Consider the following 15,715-nt stretch of genomic DNA (forward strand, 5'->3'; position numbering starts at 1 on the left):
CGGTGCGTTGCAAGCATCCGATTCGCCCCAGGCCGCGTCCGATCTGGCCAGGCAGCACGGCATTGAGGTGAGTCCGGCCGCTCTCTGGCGCCACCGGGGCACCCTGGGTCGCGGGGGCCAGCCCACCTGGCGTGGCTGAACCCGCCCTTACCGGAGGCCGTTTCAGCCCTGGGGTGGGCCCTTGAGTTCGATGCTGTTCCCCTCCGGATCTTCCAGGTAGAGGGCCGGGCCGACACCCTCGGCCCCATAGGAATGATGGAGGGGGCCGGCCTCTAGGCCATGGCGGTGGAGATGGGCCCGCAAGGCCTCTTCGTCGAAGGGTTCGATCCGCAGGCAAACGTGATCCAGGTTGTGGCCTTCTGCCCCCGGTCCCACACCTCCCCGGCGACCCAGCTCTCCGTTGACGGCCGCCAGATCGATCAGGCCGTTGCCGGCTTTCAGGTGGATCAGTCCCAGAGCATCGTTACGTCGGGTCACGGCGCAACCCAGCACGTTGGTGTAGAAGCGCTCCATGGGCTCCAGATCCCTGCAGCGCAGCACCACATGATCGATACCGATGATCTCCATGGCAATCGCCTCCCTTGCCATTCTTCCAGTTTTTCGCTCCTCCTGAGCGGTTCAGAGCACGGGCTGCCAGCTGACACTCCGGCTTTCGAACGTATCGCTCTGGTCGCTGAAGGCCAGCACCTGGTTGCGCCCGGTCTGCTTGGCCCGGTACATGGCACGGTCGGCCCTGGAGATGATCTCGTCGGAGTCTTCGCCAGGTTCGACCATCGTGACGCCGATGCTCAGGGTGATCGACAGGAAGCCAGCACTGGTGGGGATCGGTTCGGCCACGGCCCGACGCAGCTTGTCGGCGATGGTCACCGCATCGCTCAGGCTTCGCACCCCCTGCAGCACCACCATCAACTCGTCGCCACCAATGCGGGCGGCCATGTCACCGCTGCGCAGGCCCATGCGGATTCTCGTGGCCACGGCCCTGAGCAATTCATCTCCAGGCACGTGACCGAAGGTGTCGTTGATCTCCTTGAAGTTATCGAGATCGCAGAACAACACGGCCGTGGCATGGCCTTGGCGCACCACACGGCCGGCGATGGCGGTGATCTGCTCCAACGCCTCGTGGCGGTTCACCAGCCCGGTCAGTTCGTCGGTGCAGGCGCGGCGGGCCAGCTCCCTTTCGGCAGCCACCTCCTGATCCACGGTCCGGAAGGATCCCACGATGCCGTCGAGGTGGCCATCGAGATCTCTGTAGGGACTGGCATGCAGTTCCACCCAGCGTTGGCTGTGGTCGTGGGCCAGGGCCTGCAGCCTGCTGACAACCGTCCGACCGGCGGCGAGGGCGTGTAGATCGCGCTCCAGGGCCGGTTGCTCCTCGGCGGGGATGAAGCGGCTGAGGGGATGGCCGATCCAGTCTCCCGGCTGCCAACCCAGCATGCAGGTGAGCGACGGGGAGATCCAGCTGATCAGCTCGTCCTTGATCAGCAGCACCACATCGCTGGAGTTCTCCGCCAGCAGTCGGTAGCGCTCCTCCGAGGTGGCCAGGGCGGCTTCCGCCTGAACCATCTCGGTGACGTCGTTGAACTGGGCGATCACGAAGGCCGTGGTGCCGTCGGCATGGCGCGAGCAGGAGACACTGCAATCCACCCAGATGCAGCGGTCGGGCCGCTGGAGGATGCGCTTGCGCAGCCGGTAGCAGGCGCGTCGACCGCTGAGCAGTTCCTCCATCAGCGGGGCTTCGCTGGCCTGGTCCGCCGCCGGTGAGAACGCCTGCCAGGTGAGGCCCTCCAGGCCAACGTGGTCCTGGTCGAGCAGCCCGCTGCCAGTGGGGTTGATGGAGAGGAAATGCCCCTGGGCGTCGAGCAGGGCAATGCCGGTCGAGGCGTTCTCCATCGTGAGGCGCAGCCGTTCCTCCGAGGCCTCCAGGGCCTCCTTGGTGCGCTCCTCCGCCTGGCGCGCCTCGACTTCCCCCTGGATGTCGCGCCAGCTGCCGACCATCCCCAGCACCTCCCCAGCGGCCCCGAGCACCGGCCGCAGGGCCATGGACACCCAGCGGCTGCCCCCATCAGCGGTCCGGAAGCGAAGCTCGCAGATACTGCTGTTTCCCTGCAGGACCAGGCCGATGCTCTGATCCAGCTGCTTGCGGTCCGCCTCCAGCAGCAGTTCATCGATGGTGCGTCCCTGTAGCTGCCGGGAGTCATGGCCCAGTAACTGGTGCACCGACGGGGAGATCCAGGCGATCCGCCCGTTCGGGTCGCTGCTGAGGACCACATCCGGGGCATTTTCGGCCAGCAACTGGTAGTGCTGCTTGAGTTCCCGGTTGCTGCGGTCCTTGGTCTGCAGTTCCCGGGCCAGCTGCATTGACACCCAGGCCATCCCGATCAGCCCGACCAGCCGCAGCAGCAGTTCCAGCGTTGTGGGCTGGGGAGCCTGAAGGGACCAGACAACCGTCAGGACGATCGCCAGGCTCGTGAACCAACCCACCTGGCGTGGCGTGGCGAACGAGGCCGCCAGCACCACGGGGATCCAGTAGTAAGGAAACAGCGTGAATCCCAGGCTTCTGGTGAGGGCCAGATCCAGCAGAAAGAGGCCGATCAGGGCAACAGCCGAGACGACGACTCTTGGATGGTAACGAGGGTGGGAAGGAATCAAATTATTCTGACTAACGAATGTGACTGCTAATCATTAGCCGCCCATTTCACCGCGTTGGTGGTGAAGACAGTTAGTTGTTGATGTTTTCCGAATGGGTGTCGGAACTGTTCTGGTGGCCGTTGATGTGCTTCTCGCAGGCCATGGCCGCTGAACTGAACAACAGAACAAAACTCAACACGACGGCTCGGAACGGAGCTTGAAACGCAGGATTCATGCTGTAGGGGGGCCTCATCGGAGGAAGTATAAGTAGTTGCTCGCTTCCACGCTGTACGCCCGGATGCTGCATTCCTGCCGCAGTCTGCTGACCGTGGCCCTTGCGGTGGCTAGCAAGGGGCGGTGGGAGAACAACGGTATGACCCCTTCGGCCGCAGTCAGCACCGACCCGCGCATCGCCCAGGTGATCCGCCGCCATGGCGCCGGTGCCGACGCGCTCATTGAGGTGCTGCACCAGGTGCAGGAGCTCCACGGGTACCTGGCGCCGGAGTCCCTGCGGGAGGTGGCCACCGGGATGCGGCTGCCGTTGAGCCGCGTCCATGGCGTGGCCAGCTTCTACCACCTGTTCCGGCTGGAGCCCCCCACCGCCCATCGCTGCGCCGTCTGCCTCGGCACCGCCTGTTACGTGAAGGGAGGTGCCCAGGTGGCAGCCCGCATCGAGCAGCGGCTGGGGGTTCGCCTCGACGATCCCTCCGGCGATGGCGTCTGGGCCCTGCAGCACGTCAGCTGCCTGGGGGCCTGCGGCCAGGCGCCGGTGCTGGTGGTGGACGGGGTGCTGGTGACGCGGCTGCACGTGGACCCGCCCGAGGACCTGGACGCCCGGCTGGAGTCAGCCGGCCTGCCTCAGCGCACCACCACCTGATGGGTCCCCAGGCCCCTGGATTGGCTCAGGGCCAGTTCCACCCTGCTGAGCATGGTCTTCCCGGTGGGATCCGAGCCACTCTGAAGGCTCAGCCCTGCGTTGATCTCCAGCCTTGGGGACGAGTCATGGCAGGGTGGTAGCTCCGCCTCGCTGACGACCCTGCGGATCTGCTCGGCCGTGGTGCGGGCCGATTCGAGCGGCTGATCCCAGAGAAGCAGCAGGAACTCATTGCCTCCGATGCGGAACAGTTCATCGTTGGGGTGAAGAAGCTGCTTCACATCGGCGATCAACTGGCGCAGGACCTCGTCCCCTTTCTGCCTGCCATGGAGCATATTGATCTGCCGTAGACCCTGCACTGCGAAGGCCAGGGAGGACAGCGGGACGGAGCAGGCACAGGCCCGTTCGGCGACCCGTTGCAGGCTGCTGTCGAGCTCGGAGCGGTTGCTCGCACCGGTGAGGGAATCGGTGCTGCAGTGGAGTCGCTGTTGCTCGATGGACTGCTCGAGTCGCCCGCTCATGGCCGCGAGGTTCTGGCGCAGGCGGGCTTCTTCCCGCCTGTGTTCCTGAAGGCGGTGCGCCGTGCTGTGGATCTCGGCGATGAGACTGCCATAGCCCGAGACGTTCGCCGCGCCCGGGCGGCCGGAGAGGGCAGGCGGCTCGGTGGCGTCAGCCAGCGGCTGGTCGAGGGGGCGAAGCTGTTTCTCAATCAGAGTGGCCACAAGCTCGCTGAGCAGGGCCCCCAACAGCGTCATCCCGATCAGGGTGGTGAGCATGGCGGCACTCTGGGCCTGGAGCTTGAGCACCACGGGACGGGCCGGTTTCACGACCTGCACCGGCTGACCCCTGAAGTCGATGGTTGTGCTCCAGTACCCCCGGATCCATAGCCTGAGGGCAGGACGCTCCCCTCTGGGAACCAGGATCTGCAGCCCGTTCACCTTGATGTGCTCCTGCGGAGCGGGACGGAAATCAGTCGCCAGGCGCAGGAACAGAGCGGGATTGGAGCTGATCACGTTGCCATCGCGATCCTTGAGAAGGAAAGCCGCCGCCCCGACGCTGGCCGGAAGCCCGCGGGATCGCGGCCCGAAAGCCCGGGGATCGGTCCAGACGGCGGCTTCGCCGACGGTCCGCAGGTTCTCCAGAACCCCTTCCTGGGTGGCGGTCTGCAGCAGGTTGCCGGAGAGAAGGGTGAGAGCCAGCGACGGCAACGTGATCGAAGCCAGCACCAGGGAGAACACGATGCCCCGCAGGGGTAACAGCCCCCTGCCCCTGCTGTTGTGCCACACCTGCACCAGCACGAACAGGAGGAAGGCCACCACCGTGTTGGTCATGCCGTTGACCGCTTGCTTGGCGGCCGTGACTGTCACGTTGGTCGGGTCGATGTCAAGGACACCGCCGTAGAGGAAGAGCACCAAAGGTGTCCCGACCAGAAGCCAGTAGGCGATGTCGGCAAAGATGATGCGGCCGTTGAAGTCGTTCTCCGGCGGGCCGTTGAGGCGATTCACGAACACCGCCAGCCAGAGGGCCTCGGCGCTGAAGATCAGGATGGCCCAGGGATGTCCCCAGAGCTTCCAGGTGTAGAGGCTCGCCATGATGGCGATCGCCACGCTCCACCAGCCCCGCAGCCACAGCAAGGTGAGGGTGGAGGCGATCGGCCCCAGCAGGATCTGGATGCTGAAGAACAGTGGCACCGTGGCCACGTTGCCGAGGACGGCCAGGCCGGCGAGCAGGGCGAGGAGAAGACCCTGGCGAGAGGTCGTAAGGCCCCGGGGGAGTCGGATGGGACGGCTCATGGCAGGGGGACCTTCGCCGGTTCGCCGTCAGGCACCAGGACGGCAGCCGCTCCCTTCTTGAGTAGAGCTTCGAACGCTGTGGCGGCGAGGGGACGGCTGAACAGATAGCCCTGGAAGGCTTGACAGCCGCAGCGGCGGAGGAAGCCCAGTTCCTCTGGACGCTCCACTCCCTCCGCCAGGGTTCTGAACCCGAGCCCCACGGCCATGGCCAGGGTGGCGTGCACGATCGCCTGGGAGGTGCGATTGGTGTCAATGTCCTTCACGAAGCAGCGATCGATCTTCAGCTTCTGGATGGGATACGTGTGGATCGTGCTCAGGGAAGAGAAGCCGGTGCCGAAGTCGTCGATCGCCAGTTCCACTCCCATGGCCTCCAGTTCCAGGAGCTGTTCGCGCGTGCTGATGGACTGCATCAGGCAACTCTCGGTGATCTCCAGCTCCAGCCGACCGACGCCAAGGCCCGTGCGGCGCAGGCACCCCTTCACCAGATTCGGCACGGTCTGTCGTGGATCCTGGAACTGTCGGTTGGAGAGGTTCACCGCCAGCCGGCCGGGACTGAAACCGGCCTGCCCCCACACCTGCCACTGGCGGCAGGCGTCCTGCAGCACCCATTCCCCAATCCTGTAGATCAGGTCGCTGGCTTCCGCGATGGGGATGAACTCCAGCGGCGAGACGAGACCGAATTTCGGACTGCGCCAGCGGAGCAGGGCCTCCGCGCCGAGGAGATTTCCCTGGCCATCGACCTGGGGCTGATAGTGAATCTCGAGTTGGTCCGAGTCCACCGCCCGCTGCAGGTGGGCTTCAATCGCCAGGCGGTGCCTGCTCCTGAGCGTCATCTTGGCCGAGTAGGGCAGGATCGTCTGCGGTCCCTGCTGTCGGGCCTGCCCAAGGGCTGTGGAGGCGAACTGAAGCAGGCTTTCCGGTTCCCTGGAGTCCTTCGGGAAGCAGCTCAATCCGGCGCAGGCCGAAAGGGCCAGTTCCAGCTTCTGCGCAGGGCCCGTCGGATCGGTGAGCCCGGCCAGGATCCTGCTGGCCATCTGCGGGCCAGTGGGATCAGCAGGCTCCAGGGTATGCACGATCAGGAACTCACTTCTCCCCACCTGGGCCAGGACGTCCGTGGGGCCCACGAAGCGGTCAAGCCGGTCGACAATGAGCTGCAATAGCCGATCCCCCTTGGCCTGGCCGAAGCTTTCCTCGATACGCTTGATGCCGTCCAGTTCGATCCAGATCACTACCAGGGGTTGGGGCCGCTGGCACATCTCCCCCAGGCGCAGTTCGGCCATCTGCAGGTTGGGGAGCTTGGTGAGGGGGTCGTGATAACCCTGAAACACCAACTGCCGATCCTTCTCCCGGAGCCGGGTGAGATCGGCCATGGCGGCCACGAAATGGCTGGGTGCTCCGGACGCGTCCCGGAGCACCCCCATCCGTAGCCAGGCGGAGTAGACCTCCCCCGAAGGCCGTCGGTTCAGGATCTCCCCTTCCCAGTGGCCGATGTCTAGCAGCTGTTCCCGGAGCGCTTTGTAGAACGCGGGGGGCTGATGACCGGAGCCCAACAGGCGGGGGTTGCGGCCCACCAGCTCCTCCTCCCCGTAGCCCGAGATGGCGGCATAGGCCTCGTTGCAGGACAGGATCGAACCACCGCTGTCGGTGATCACCACACCCTCCCCGATCAGGGAGAACGCCAGGCGATGGAGGCCGAACCACTGGAGGCTTGCCTCCCAGCTGCGGCGCATCGCCTCCATGGATCTCTCCCCCCGCTCGGCCATGTGGCTCCGCCGCAGGAACAGGCGGGTCAGCAGGGCCGCCAGGAGGGTGGTCGTCAGGCCAAGCAGGAGCACCGCCGCCCAATGAGGGAGCGGAAGGCCTGGAACACCCTGGGGAGCCTGCACCAGCAACAGCCAGCGCTGGCCTCCGCTTTCGAACGGCCGCGCCTGGGCGTGGGGTAACACCCCCTCCCGGGCGAGGTTGCGGGAGTCATAGAGAAGCTGGGCCGGGTCGGCGCGATCGCCGAAGTACAGCTGCAGATCCACCGGCTCCCTCAGCTGGATCAACGGGTGGTTCAGGGCCGCCCGCAGCATGTCAGGAAGTGGCAAGGTGGCAAACGCCCAACGTGCTGGTGGCTTCGGCTTGTCCGAGTCCGCTTCGGTGTTGCTTCCGAAGGGGAGGGTCTGCACCAGGAACAGCGGCTTCCCCTTCTCGGGACGTCCCGGCAGGAGCAGGCTTTCCGGGGGGGTGGGGTCTGGGGGCAGGGCCTGGAAGGGGCGGGCGGAGCCCCGGATCAGTTGCCAGAGATCGCTCCCCAGCAGCCGGCGGCTGCCGGGATCCAGCGGAGCGATCAAGCGGATCGAGGCCTTTCCGGGTTCGGCCGAGGCGTAGCCCAGGGTGCCGATGCCCTCCAGAGAGCGGCCGTCAATCTCGAGGGCTCCGACGAACCGTTGCAGCTCGGCAGGGGTAACTTCTTCCGAGGCCAGCTGCAGACCTGCAAGAGCCTTCAGCACCGATTGTGTGGTGGCCAGTTCCCTCCGCACGGCAATCACAACCAGATCGGCCATGGGTCGCTCCCTGTTGTCGTGGTCCTGCCTGGTGTGTTGGGAGCTGCTCCAGGTCAGCAGGCCAGTGCCGAGGATTCCGGCGGCCACCACAACGCATCCCAGAGAGCTCCAGTCCCGGTTGTCCTGTTCATCTGGCAGTGGGGTGGAAGGCAGGGGAAAGGGAGCGGAGAGTGGGGGCAGTGGAAATAAAAATGGTGCGCGATGTTGGTATTTCACACTAGTTCCTCCATGCCTTATGGCCCACCCATGGACCCTGGCGCCAGCGAGGCCCATCCCCCGGGGAGAGCCCCCAGGGATCGGCGGTACCGTCTCGCCCGGATCGCCCTTTTGGGGCCACTGCTGCTGGCGATCGCCATGGGCTGTCAGCGCCAGCCTCCGCGGCTGATTCTGGCGGTGAACCCATGGCCGGGGTTCTCCTACTTCGCCCTCGCCAAGGCCGGCGCGCATTACGATTCCCGCCGGCTCAACCTCGATCTGCGCATTTTCGCCGACATGGGGGGGTCGATGCAGGCCTACGTCTCGGGTAGGGCCCAGGCCATCGCCACCACCACGATCGATGTCGTCACCATCTGCGGGCTGGCCCCGGAGAGATGTCCGGTGATCGTCTACGTCATCGATGAGTCCCGTGGTGCTGATCAGCTGCTGGCCCGCAAGGGGGTGCAGGGTGTGGAGGGCCTGGTCGGTCGTCCAATCGCTGTCGAACGCGGCAGCCTGGCGCCGTATCTCCTGGCCCGGGCGTTTGAGACCAAGGGCCTGCCTGCCCCCTCGCCTTCTCAGCTGCGTTTCCTGCCCGCCAGCTCATGGGCGGCGGCCCTGCGGGAGGGGCGGGTGGCGGCGGTGGTGAGCTACCCCCCCCGCAGCGAAATGCTGCTGCGCTCCCAGCCGCTGCAAACCCTGTTCACGAGTCGGCAACTCCCCTACGAAATCCTGGATGTGCTTGCCGTGGAACCCGAGTTCCTACACGTTCATCCCGAGGCGGTCCAGGCCCTTGTCAAGGGGTGGCAGAAGGTTCGGGCGGAGGAAAGCCAGCAACAGGCAACGGTGCGCCAGGAGATGGCGAGCCATCTTGGTCTTGGCTCCACCATGGCGCCAGCGATGGGGAGCGGGATCCGTTATCCGGGACTCCAGGAGCAGTATGAGCTGCTGAACCCGCTTCAGAACAATCTGCCCCCACTCCTGGAGAAGATCCGTCAGGTGCTCTATGCCAACCGGGTGATCCCCGCCAACACCCCATTGCCGGCCACGGTGGACAGCATCGCCCGGGACCTCGCCAGAGGCGAGTGAACGGCCGCCCGGCCATTTCCTGGCTAACAAGTCAATAGGCACGCCCGGTCCCCCATGCCCGCCCCCCCGCAGCTGCGCTGCTGCGATGCCAGTGGTTGCCGTTCCGCCGGTGGCCAGGCCCTGCGCGCCGCCCTGGAGGGCGCCCGTGATGCCGCCGGCCTCGCTGCTGATGCGCTGACGATCAAGCCGGTGGGTTGCCTGCGCCTCTGCGGCAGCGGCCCCCTGGTGGCCTGCGACGGTCCTGGCCCCACGCAACTCTTCGGGGGCGTGGCACCGGAGCACGCCGGGGCCCTGATCGCCGCCGGCCTCCCCACCAGCCAGGCCCCCGGCAACGGCGATCCCCTGGCGGCCCACCGCCTCGATCTGGAGGCCCCCTTCTTCGCCCTGCAGCAGTCCGTGGTTCTCGAGGGCTGCGGGCAGGTGAATCCCGAGTCCATCGACGACGCCCTCTCCCTGGGCGCCTATGGCCAGCTGCGCCGCGTGCTTGAGGACCTCACCCCCGAGCAGGTGCGCGACGAGGTGCGCCGCAGCGGCCTGCGCGGTCGCGGCGGCGCCGGCTACCCCACGGGTCTGAAGTGGGACACGGTGGCCCTGCAGCCCCCCGGCCCCCGTTATGTGGTCTGCAACGCCGATGAGGGGGACCCGGGCGCCTTCATGGACCGCAGCGTGCTCGAGAGCGACCCGCACCGGCTGATCGAGGGGATGGCGATCGCCGCCTATGCCGTCGGCGCCGAGCGGGGCTTCGTTTATGTACGGGCGGAGTACCCCCTGGCGATCGAACGGCTGCGGCTGGCCCTGCAGCAGGCCCGCAGCCGGCACCTGCTGGGCAACCACATCCACGGCACCAGCTTCAACCTGCGCCTGGAGGTGCGGGTGGGCGCCGGCGCCTACGTGTGTGGGGAGGAGACGGCCCTGCTGCTTTCCATCCAGGGCCAGCGCGGCATGCCCCAGCCCCGGCCCCCCTTTCCGGCCCAGTCCGGTCTCTGGGGGGCCCCCACCTTGATCAACAACGTCGAAACCTTCACGGCCGTGCCGGCGATCCTGCGGCAGGGGGGCGACTGGTACGCCTCCATCGGCACCGAGCACAGCAAGGGCACCAAGGTGTTCGCCCTCTCTGGGGCGGTGGTCAACACCGGCCTGGTGGAGGTGCCGATGGGCACCCCCCTGCGCACGGTGGTGGAGGTGATCGGGGGCGGGGTGCCCGATGGCTCGCCGATCAAGGCGGTGCAGACGGGGGGCCCCTCAGGCGGGTGCATCCCGGCCGAACGGCTCGACACCCCCGTCGACTACGAAAGCCTGCTGGAGCTCGGCTCGATCATGGGCTCCGGCGGCATGGTGGTGATGGGATCCGGTACCTCCATGCCCGAGGTGGCGCGCCACTTCATGGGCTTCAGCGTCAACGAGAGCTGCGGCAAGTGCGTGCCCTGCCGCGCCGGCACCGTGCAGCTGGCCCAGTTGCTTGATCGCTTCGTGGAACGCCGGGCCACCCCCGCCGACATGGAGCGGCTCGATGCCCTCTGCCAGATGGTCAAGGTCACCAGCCTCTGCGGCCTGGGCCAGTCGGCCCCCAATCCGGTGCTCAGCACCCTGCGCTGGTTCCGCCATGAATACGAGGCTGCCTGCCGCGAGCCCGCGGCCTGCCTCGCCACAGGGACGGTGAAGCGATGAGCGTCGTCACTCTCAACGTCAACGGGCAGGACGTGGCGGTGCCGGCGGGGGCCAGCCTGCTGGAGGCCACCCGGGCGGCGGAGGCCAACGTCCCCACGCTGTGTCATCTCGAAGGGCTCACCCCGGTGTCCGCGTGCAGGCTGTGCCTGGTGGAAGTGGAGGGCTCGGGCAAGTTGCTTCCCGCCTGCAGCACCGCCGCCGCCGAGGGCATGGTGGTGCACACCCACACCCCCCGGCTCAAGGAGTACCGGCGCATGACGGTGGAGCTGATCTTCGCCGAGGGCAACCACGTCTGCGCCGTCTGCGTGGCCAACACCCACTGCGAGCTGCAGGACATGGCCGTGACCGTGGGCATGGACCACTCCCGCTTCCCTTACCAGTACCCCCAGCGGTCGGTGGATGCTTCCCACCCCCAGTTCACCCTCGACCACAACCGCTGCATCCTCTGCACCCGTTGCGTGCGGGTCTGCGATGAGATTGAGGGGGCCCATGTGTGGGACATCGGCAGCCGCGGCGGCCAATGCCACATCGTCGCCGGCCTCGATGAGCCCTGGGGCCAGGTGCAGGCCTGCACCTCCTGCGGCAAGTGCGTCGATGTGTGCCCCACCGGCGCCCTGTTCCGCAACAGCGACACCACGGCCGAGAAGCATCCCAACACCACCTTGCCCGCCCTGTTGCGCACCGCCCGCGAGCAGCGCCGCTGGCACAACCAGTGACCCCCACCCCATGACCCCCACCCCACCCGCCGCCAAGCTCCGCCTCGCCACCGTCTGGCTGGCGGGCTGCTCCGGCTGCCACATGTCCTTTCTGGATCTCGACGAGTTCCTCTTCGATCTGGCCGAGAAGGTGGATGTGGTGTTCTCGCCGGTCGGCACCGACGTCAAGATCTACCCCGAGAACGTCGACATCGCCCTGGTGGAGGGGGCGGTGGCCAACGTCGACAACCTCGAACTGGCCCTGCAGCTTCGCCAGCGCACCGCCCTGGTGATCTCCTTCGGCGACTGCGCCGTGACGGCCAACGTGCCCGGCCTGCGCAACCTGCTCGATGGCGGCCACGACAGCGCCAGGGCCGTGCTGGAACGGGGCTACCTGGAGCTGGCCGACGCCACGGGCCAGCTGCCCTTCGCCCCCGGCATCGTTCCCGAACTGCTGCCCCGGGTGCTGCCCCTGCATGAGGTGATCCCGGTGGATCTCTTCCTCCCGGGCTGCCCCCCGTCCGCCGAGCGCATCCGCGAGGCGATCACACCGTTGCTGGCCGGTGAGCGGCCCGTGCAGGAGGGGTCCGCCATGCTGCGGTTCGGATGAGGACAACGCCATGACCCGCACTGTCATCATCGATCCGGTGACCCGAATCGAGGGCCACGCCAAGATCACCCTCCACCTCGACGAGGCTGGCCACCTCACCGACACCCGCTTCCACGTGGTGGAGTACCGGGGCTTCGAAAAGTTCTGCGAGGGCCGGCCCTTCACCGAGATGGCCGGCATCACGGCCCGCATCTGCGGCATCTGCCCGGTGAGTCATCTGCTGGCGGCCGCCAGGACCGGCGACAAGCTGCTGGCGATTTCGATCCCCCCGGCGGCCGACAAACTGCGGCGGCTGCTCAACCTGGCCCAGCTCACCCAGTCCCACGCGCTCTCGTTCTTTCACCTCAGCAGCCCTGATTTCCTGCTGGGCTGGGAGAGCGATCCGGCCAAACGCAACGTCTTCGGCCTGATGGCCGCCGACCCCGACCTGGCCCGGGCCGGCATCCGCCTGCGCCAGTTCGGCCAGCAGATCCTGGAGCTGCTGGGCGGCCGCAAGATCCACTCCGCCTGGGCGGTGCCCGGGGGCGTGCGCACCCCCCTGAGCCAGGAGGCCAAGGACTGGATCCTGGAGCGCCTGCCGGAAGCCCGCGCCACCGTGACCCTGGCGCTGGAGCTCTACAAAAAGCTGCTCGATGGTCCGCTGCAGAAGGAGCAGCGGGTCTTCGGCGACTTCCCCAGCCTGTTCATGGGCCTGGTGACCCCCAAGGGGCTCTGGGAGCACATCGACGGTGGCCTTCGCTTCCGGGATGCGAACGGGGCGATCGTCGCCGACCAGCTCAGCGAGGACGACTACGCCGAGTTTCTCGGCGAGGCGGTGGAACCCTGGAGCTACCTCAAATTCCCCTACTACAAGCCCCTTGGTTACCCGGACGGCATCTACCGGGTGGGCCCCCTGGCCCGGCTCAACGTCTGCGACAGCATCGGCACCCCCTGGGCCGACCGGGAGCTGGCGGAGCTGCGCCAGCGCAGCGGCCATCCGGCCACTTCGAGCTTCGCCTATCACCACGCGCGGCTGGTGGAGATCGTGGCCTGCCTCGAAGCGATCGAGGCCCTGGTGCGCGACCCCGACCTGATGCATGGCCGCATCCGTCTGCGCGCCTCCCTCAACCGCAACGAGGCGGTGGGCGTGAGCGAGGCGCCCCGGGGCACCCTCTTCCACCACTACAAGGTGGATGACGACGGCCTGCTCACCAGCGTCAACCTGATCATCGCCACTGGCCAGAACAACCTGGCGATGAACCGCACCGTGCACCAGATCGCCCAGGAATACATCCCCGATCCGGTGCCCGCCGGCGCCGAGATCCCCGAGGCGATGCTCAACCGGGTGGAGGCGGGCATCCGCTGCTTCGACCCCTGCCTCTCCTGTTCCACCCATGCCGCCGGCCAGATGCCGCTGCGGCTGCAGCTGCTGGCCGCCGATGGCACCGTGCTGGCCGAACGCCTGCGGGGATGAATGGCTGCGGCGTCGGCACCGGAGGCGCGCTGCTGATCGGCATCGGCAACCCCCTGCGGGGCGATGACGGGGTGGGCTGGCACCTGGTGGAGGGCCTGGGCCTGCAGCGCCACCAGCTGACGCCGGAGCTGGCCGAGGCGGTGGCGGCGGCCGATCGGCTGCTGATCGTCGACGCCTGGTTGGCGCCGCCCCAGAGCCATTGCCTGTTGCGGCCCCTGGCGGCCACGGACGGCTGGGAGCGGGACACGCACCGGGTTCAACCCTCCCGGTTGCTGGCCCTGGCCGAGCAGCTGTTCGATTGCTGTGTACCGGCCCACGAGTTGCTGGTGCCGGCCTTCGACTTCTCCTGGGGCGATCGCTTCTCGCCGCAGCTGCGGCGCCAGCTGCCCGAGGCGCGCCGGCTGCTGCGGGGCTGGTTGCAGGGGGCTGTCCAGTCCCGTGCATGAACTCAGCCTGATGGACGCGGTGCGGCAGCAGGCCCTGGAGCAGGCCGCCCTGCATGGGGCCCGCCGCATCACCGCCATCACCCTGCGGGTGGGCAGCCTGGCGGGGGTGGAGATCGAGGCCCTGCGCCTGGCCCATGAGGTGGTGATGGCGGACACAATCGCCGCCGGTTCCCGGCTCGTGATCGAGGCGGTGGCCGCGGCGTGTTTCTGTGCCGCCTGCGGTCAGCCATTCCCGGCGCTCGATGGTTGCTGCGACTGCCCGCTCTGCGGCCGCATCAGCCGGGAGCTGCTGCGGGGCCGGGAACTGCAGCTGGCCTCCCTGGAGCTCGACTGAGGCAGTGCGGGCCTGGCTGCCTTGCACCCCCGGAATCGCCATGCCGACGTGGACCCCGACCCCGCGGCCTGAGATAGGCGGTTATCCCGATCAGGAGTGGAAAAAATACTCTCTACCGTGCGCTAGGGCCAGGCTGCAGCCAGTTTCAGGCATGAAATTAAATCTTGCGCAAGTTTTCTTTTTTTTGCCACTCTGTGCCAGGCCTGATGCTGTCCATGACCTGACATTTGGAGCATGGCGTGGGTTTATTTGTAAATGAGTGAGAGGAACGCAACCCCATGACTTATTTCACAAAGACATTCAATCGAACTTTTCTCCGCGGAGTTGGAATCGCTGCAACGGGCGGTTTCCTCCTGGGTGGCCCCGCCATGGCGGAGGTCAGGTCCCTTGGCGAGCGCACCGAGCCAGTGACCAACCCTGTGGCATTGGAAACGTCGGCCAGCCTTCCCGGGCTCACGGAAGCCAGCCCCACTGACGCTCCAGCCCCCAGCGCAAGCCTGGCTCCCCAAGTTGCACCGGAGGCCACCCTCATCGCCCAGACCTACCCCCTGCCGGTGGTGAAAGAGGCCTATTCCGCCAAGGGTTGGTATCTCACCATTGGTGCTGGCGCCCAGACCCCCAGTGACCAGACGGTCAACAGCACCGGCACGCTGGTTTCACCCTTCTTCACCCCGCTGCTGTTCAATTTCGGCAACAACAACTCCACCAAGCTCGACCTGGGCGGTGGCTTCTCCGGTGACGTCGGCGTTGGTTACGACTTCGGTGCCCTGCGCACCGAGCTCACCTACGGCTACAGCCGGGCGAGCCTGAACGCCGTCGGTGCCGCCAATCCGATCGGCTTCGGTGCCTTCGGCATCGTTCCCTTCACCAACAACGTCTCCGGCATCATCAACAAGAATGATGTGCTGGCCAGCCTCTACTACGACATCGAGACCAACAGCCGCTGGACGCCTTACATCGGCGGTGGCATCGGGTACACCAACCTGAGCACCCCGAGCTTCAGCCTCAACGGCTTCCCCACCAACAGCGTCAACAAAGGGCTGTTCGGTTGGCAGGCCAAGGTGGGCGTCACCTACGCCATGAGCTACAACTCCGATGTCTACCTTGAGGGCGTTTATCAGGGCGCTGGTGGCTATTCCTCCGAGAACCTGACCTTCGACGCCTTCAACAGCTTCGGCGGCAAGATTGGCTTCCGCTACCGCTTCGGCGCCCGCCCGGTGGCTGCTGCTCCCGCACCGGCGCCGGAACCCGTCATCCAGCCCGCACCGGCCCCCATGCCGATCTTCCAGCCCGAGCCGGCCCCCGCACCGATCCGTGGCCTCTGGTGATCACTCTGGATGATCCCGGTGGTCATCCGGCCCCGTTGGAGCTCCGTGCCTAG

Annotated in this window: 14 protein-coding genes; 10 read left to right on the forward strand and 4 right to left on the reverse strand. The window is 66.9% G+C overall.

Annotation, left to right across the window (positions count from 1 at the left end; translation table 11 throughout):
- Window positions 1-7 precede the first annotated feature (7 nt).
- Window positions 8-139 (forward strand): hypothetical protein, encoded by a 132-nt coding sequence (locus KQ305_RS14410; RefSeq protein ID WP_259726095.1) that lies wholly within the window; start codon window positions 8-10, stop codon window positions 137-139.
- A gap of 23 nt (window positions 140-162) precedes the next feature.
- Here the strand turns inward: KQ305_RS14410 and KQ305_RS14415 are convergent, their stop codons facing one another.
- Both KQ305_RS14415 and KQ305_RS14420 read right to left on the reverse strand, forming a co-directional pair.
- Window positions 163-567, reverse strand: coding sequence for a VOC family protein (locus tag KQ305_RS14415; protein ID WP_259726096.1), 405 nt, complete (start codon window positions 565-567; stop codon window positions 163-165).
- 51 nt (window positions 568-618) lie between these two features.
- Window positions 619-2,649 carry a bifunctional diguanylate cyclase/phosphodiesterase gene (locus KQ305_RS14420; protein ID WP_259726097.1) on the reverse strand — a complete coding sequence of 677 codons (2,031 nt, stop codon included), beginning with the start codon at window positions 2,647-2,649 and terminating at the stop codon, window positions 619-621.
- A gap of 250 nt (window positions 2,650-2,899) precedes the next feature.
- On the opposite strand from KQ305_RS14420, the gene KQ305_RS14425 reads away from it, so the two are divergent.
- A complete protein-coding gene (locus KQ305_RS14425; protein WP_259726098.1) occupies window positions 2,900-3,505 on the forward strand; it encodes an NAD(P)H-dependent oxidoreductase subunit E in 606 nt (201 codons plus the stop codon).
- Here KQ305_RS14425 and KQ305_RS14430 read toward each other — a convergent pair.
- Together KQ305_RS14430 and KQ305_RS14435 are read right to left on the reverse strand one after the other, a co-directional pair.
- Entirely contained in the window at window positions 3,487-5,295 is a 1,809-nt protein-coding gene (locus KQ305_RS14430; RefSeq protein WP_259726099.1) for a GGDEF domain-containing protein, read from the reverse strand. The genes KQ305_RS14425 and KQ305_RS14430 overlap by 19 nt on opposite strands.
- A complete protein-coding gene (locus tag KQ305_RS14435) occupies window positions 5,292-7,844 on the reverse strand; it encodes a bifunctional diguanylate cyclase/phosphodiesterase (RefSeq protein WP_259726100.1) in 2,553 nt (850 codons plus the stop codon). The genes KQ305_RS14430 and KQ305_RS14435 overlap by 4 nt, the downstream gene beginning before the upstream one ends.
- Before the next feature lie 246 nt (window positions 7,845-8,090).
- Here KQ305_RS14435 and KQ305_RS14440 point away from each other — a divergent pair, with 246 nt between their 5' ends.
- The 8 genes from KQ305_RS14440 (at window position 8,091) to KQ305_RS14475 (ending at window position 15,662) form a co-directional block, all read left to right on the forward strand.
- Window positions 8,091-9,128, forward strand: a complete 1,038-nt coding sequence (locus KQ305_RS14440) for an ABC transporter substrate-binding protein (RefSeq protein WP_259726101.1) — start codon at window positions 8,091-8,093, stop codon at window positions 9,126-9,128.
- A gap of 54 nt (window positions 9,129-9,182) precedes the next feature.
- Window positions 9,183-10,796, forward strand: a complete 1,614-nt coding sequence (locus tag KQ305_RS14445; RefSeq protein ID WP_259726102.1) for a NuoF family protein — start codon at window positions 9,183-9,185, stop codon at window positions 10,794-10,796.
- Window positions 10,793-11,512 (forward strand): bidirectional hydrogenase complex protein HoxU, encoded by a 720-nt coding sequence (hoxU, locus tag KQ305_RS14450; protein ID WP_259726103.1) that lies wholly within the window; start codon window positions 10,793-10,795, stop codon window positions 11,510-11,512. The genes KQ305_RS14445 and hoxU overlap by 4 nt, the downstream gene beginning before the upstream one ends.
- Window positions 11,513-11,522: 10 nt before the next feature.
- Window positions 11,523-12,101, forward strand: coding sequence for an oxidoreductase (locus tag KQ305_RS14455; RefSeq protein ID WP_259726104.1), 579 nt, complete (start codon window positions 11,523-11,525; stop codon window positions 12,099-12,101).
- A 10-nt stretch (window positions 12,102-12,111) separates the two neighbouring features.
- Window positions 12,112-13,554 (forward strand): Ni/Fe hydrogenase subunit alpha, encoded by a 1,443-nt coding sequence (locus tag KQ305_RS14460; protein ID WP_259726105.1) that lies wholly within the window; start codon window positions 12,112-12,114, stop codon window positions 13,552-13,554.
- Window positions 13,551-14,000 carry a hydrogenase maturation protease gene (locus tag KQ305_RS14465; RefSeq protein ID WP_259726106.1) on the forward strand — a complete coding sequence of 150 codons (450 nt, stop codon included), beginning with the start codon at window positions 13,551-13,553 and terminating at the stop codon, window positions 13,998-14,000. The genes KQ305_RS14460 and KQ305_RS14465 overlap by 4 nt, the downstream gene beginning before the upstream one ends.
- Complete coding sequence (gene hypA / locus KQ305_RS14470; protein ID WP_259726107.1) at window positions 13,993-14,334, forward strand: hydrogenase maturation nickel metallochaperone HypA; 342 nt, start codon at window positions 13,993-13,995, stop codon at window positions 14,332-14,334. Before KQ305_RS14465 ends, hypA begins: the two co-directional genes overlap by 8 nt.
- 368 nt (window positions 14,335-14,702) lie before the next feature.
- The gene (locus KQ305_RS14475) at window positions 14,703-15,662 is read left to right on the forward strand and encodes an outer membrane protein (protein WP_259726108.1); all 960 of its coding nucleotides are present in this window, start codon (window positions 14,703-14,705) and stop codon (window positions 15,660-15,662) included.
- Window positions 15,663-15,715 lie beyond the last annotated feature (53 nt).

The organism is Synechococcus sp. CS-1332 (assembly GCF_025127995.1).
Classification (GTDB): domain Bacteria; phylum Cyanobacteriota; class Cyanobacteriia; order PCC-6307; family Cyanobiaceae; genus Cyanobium.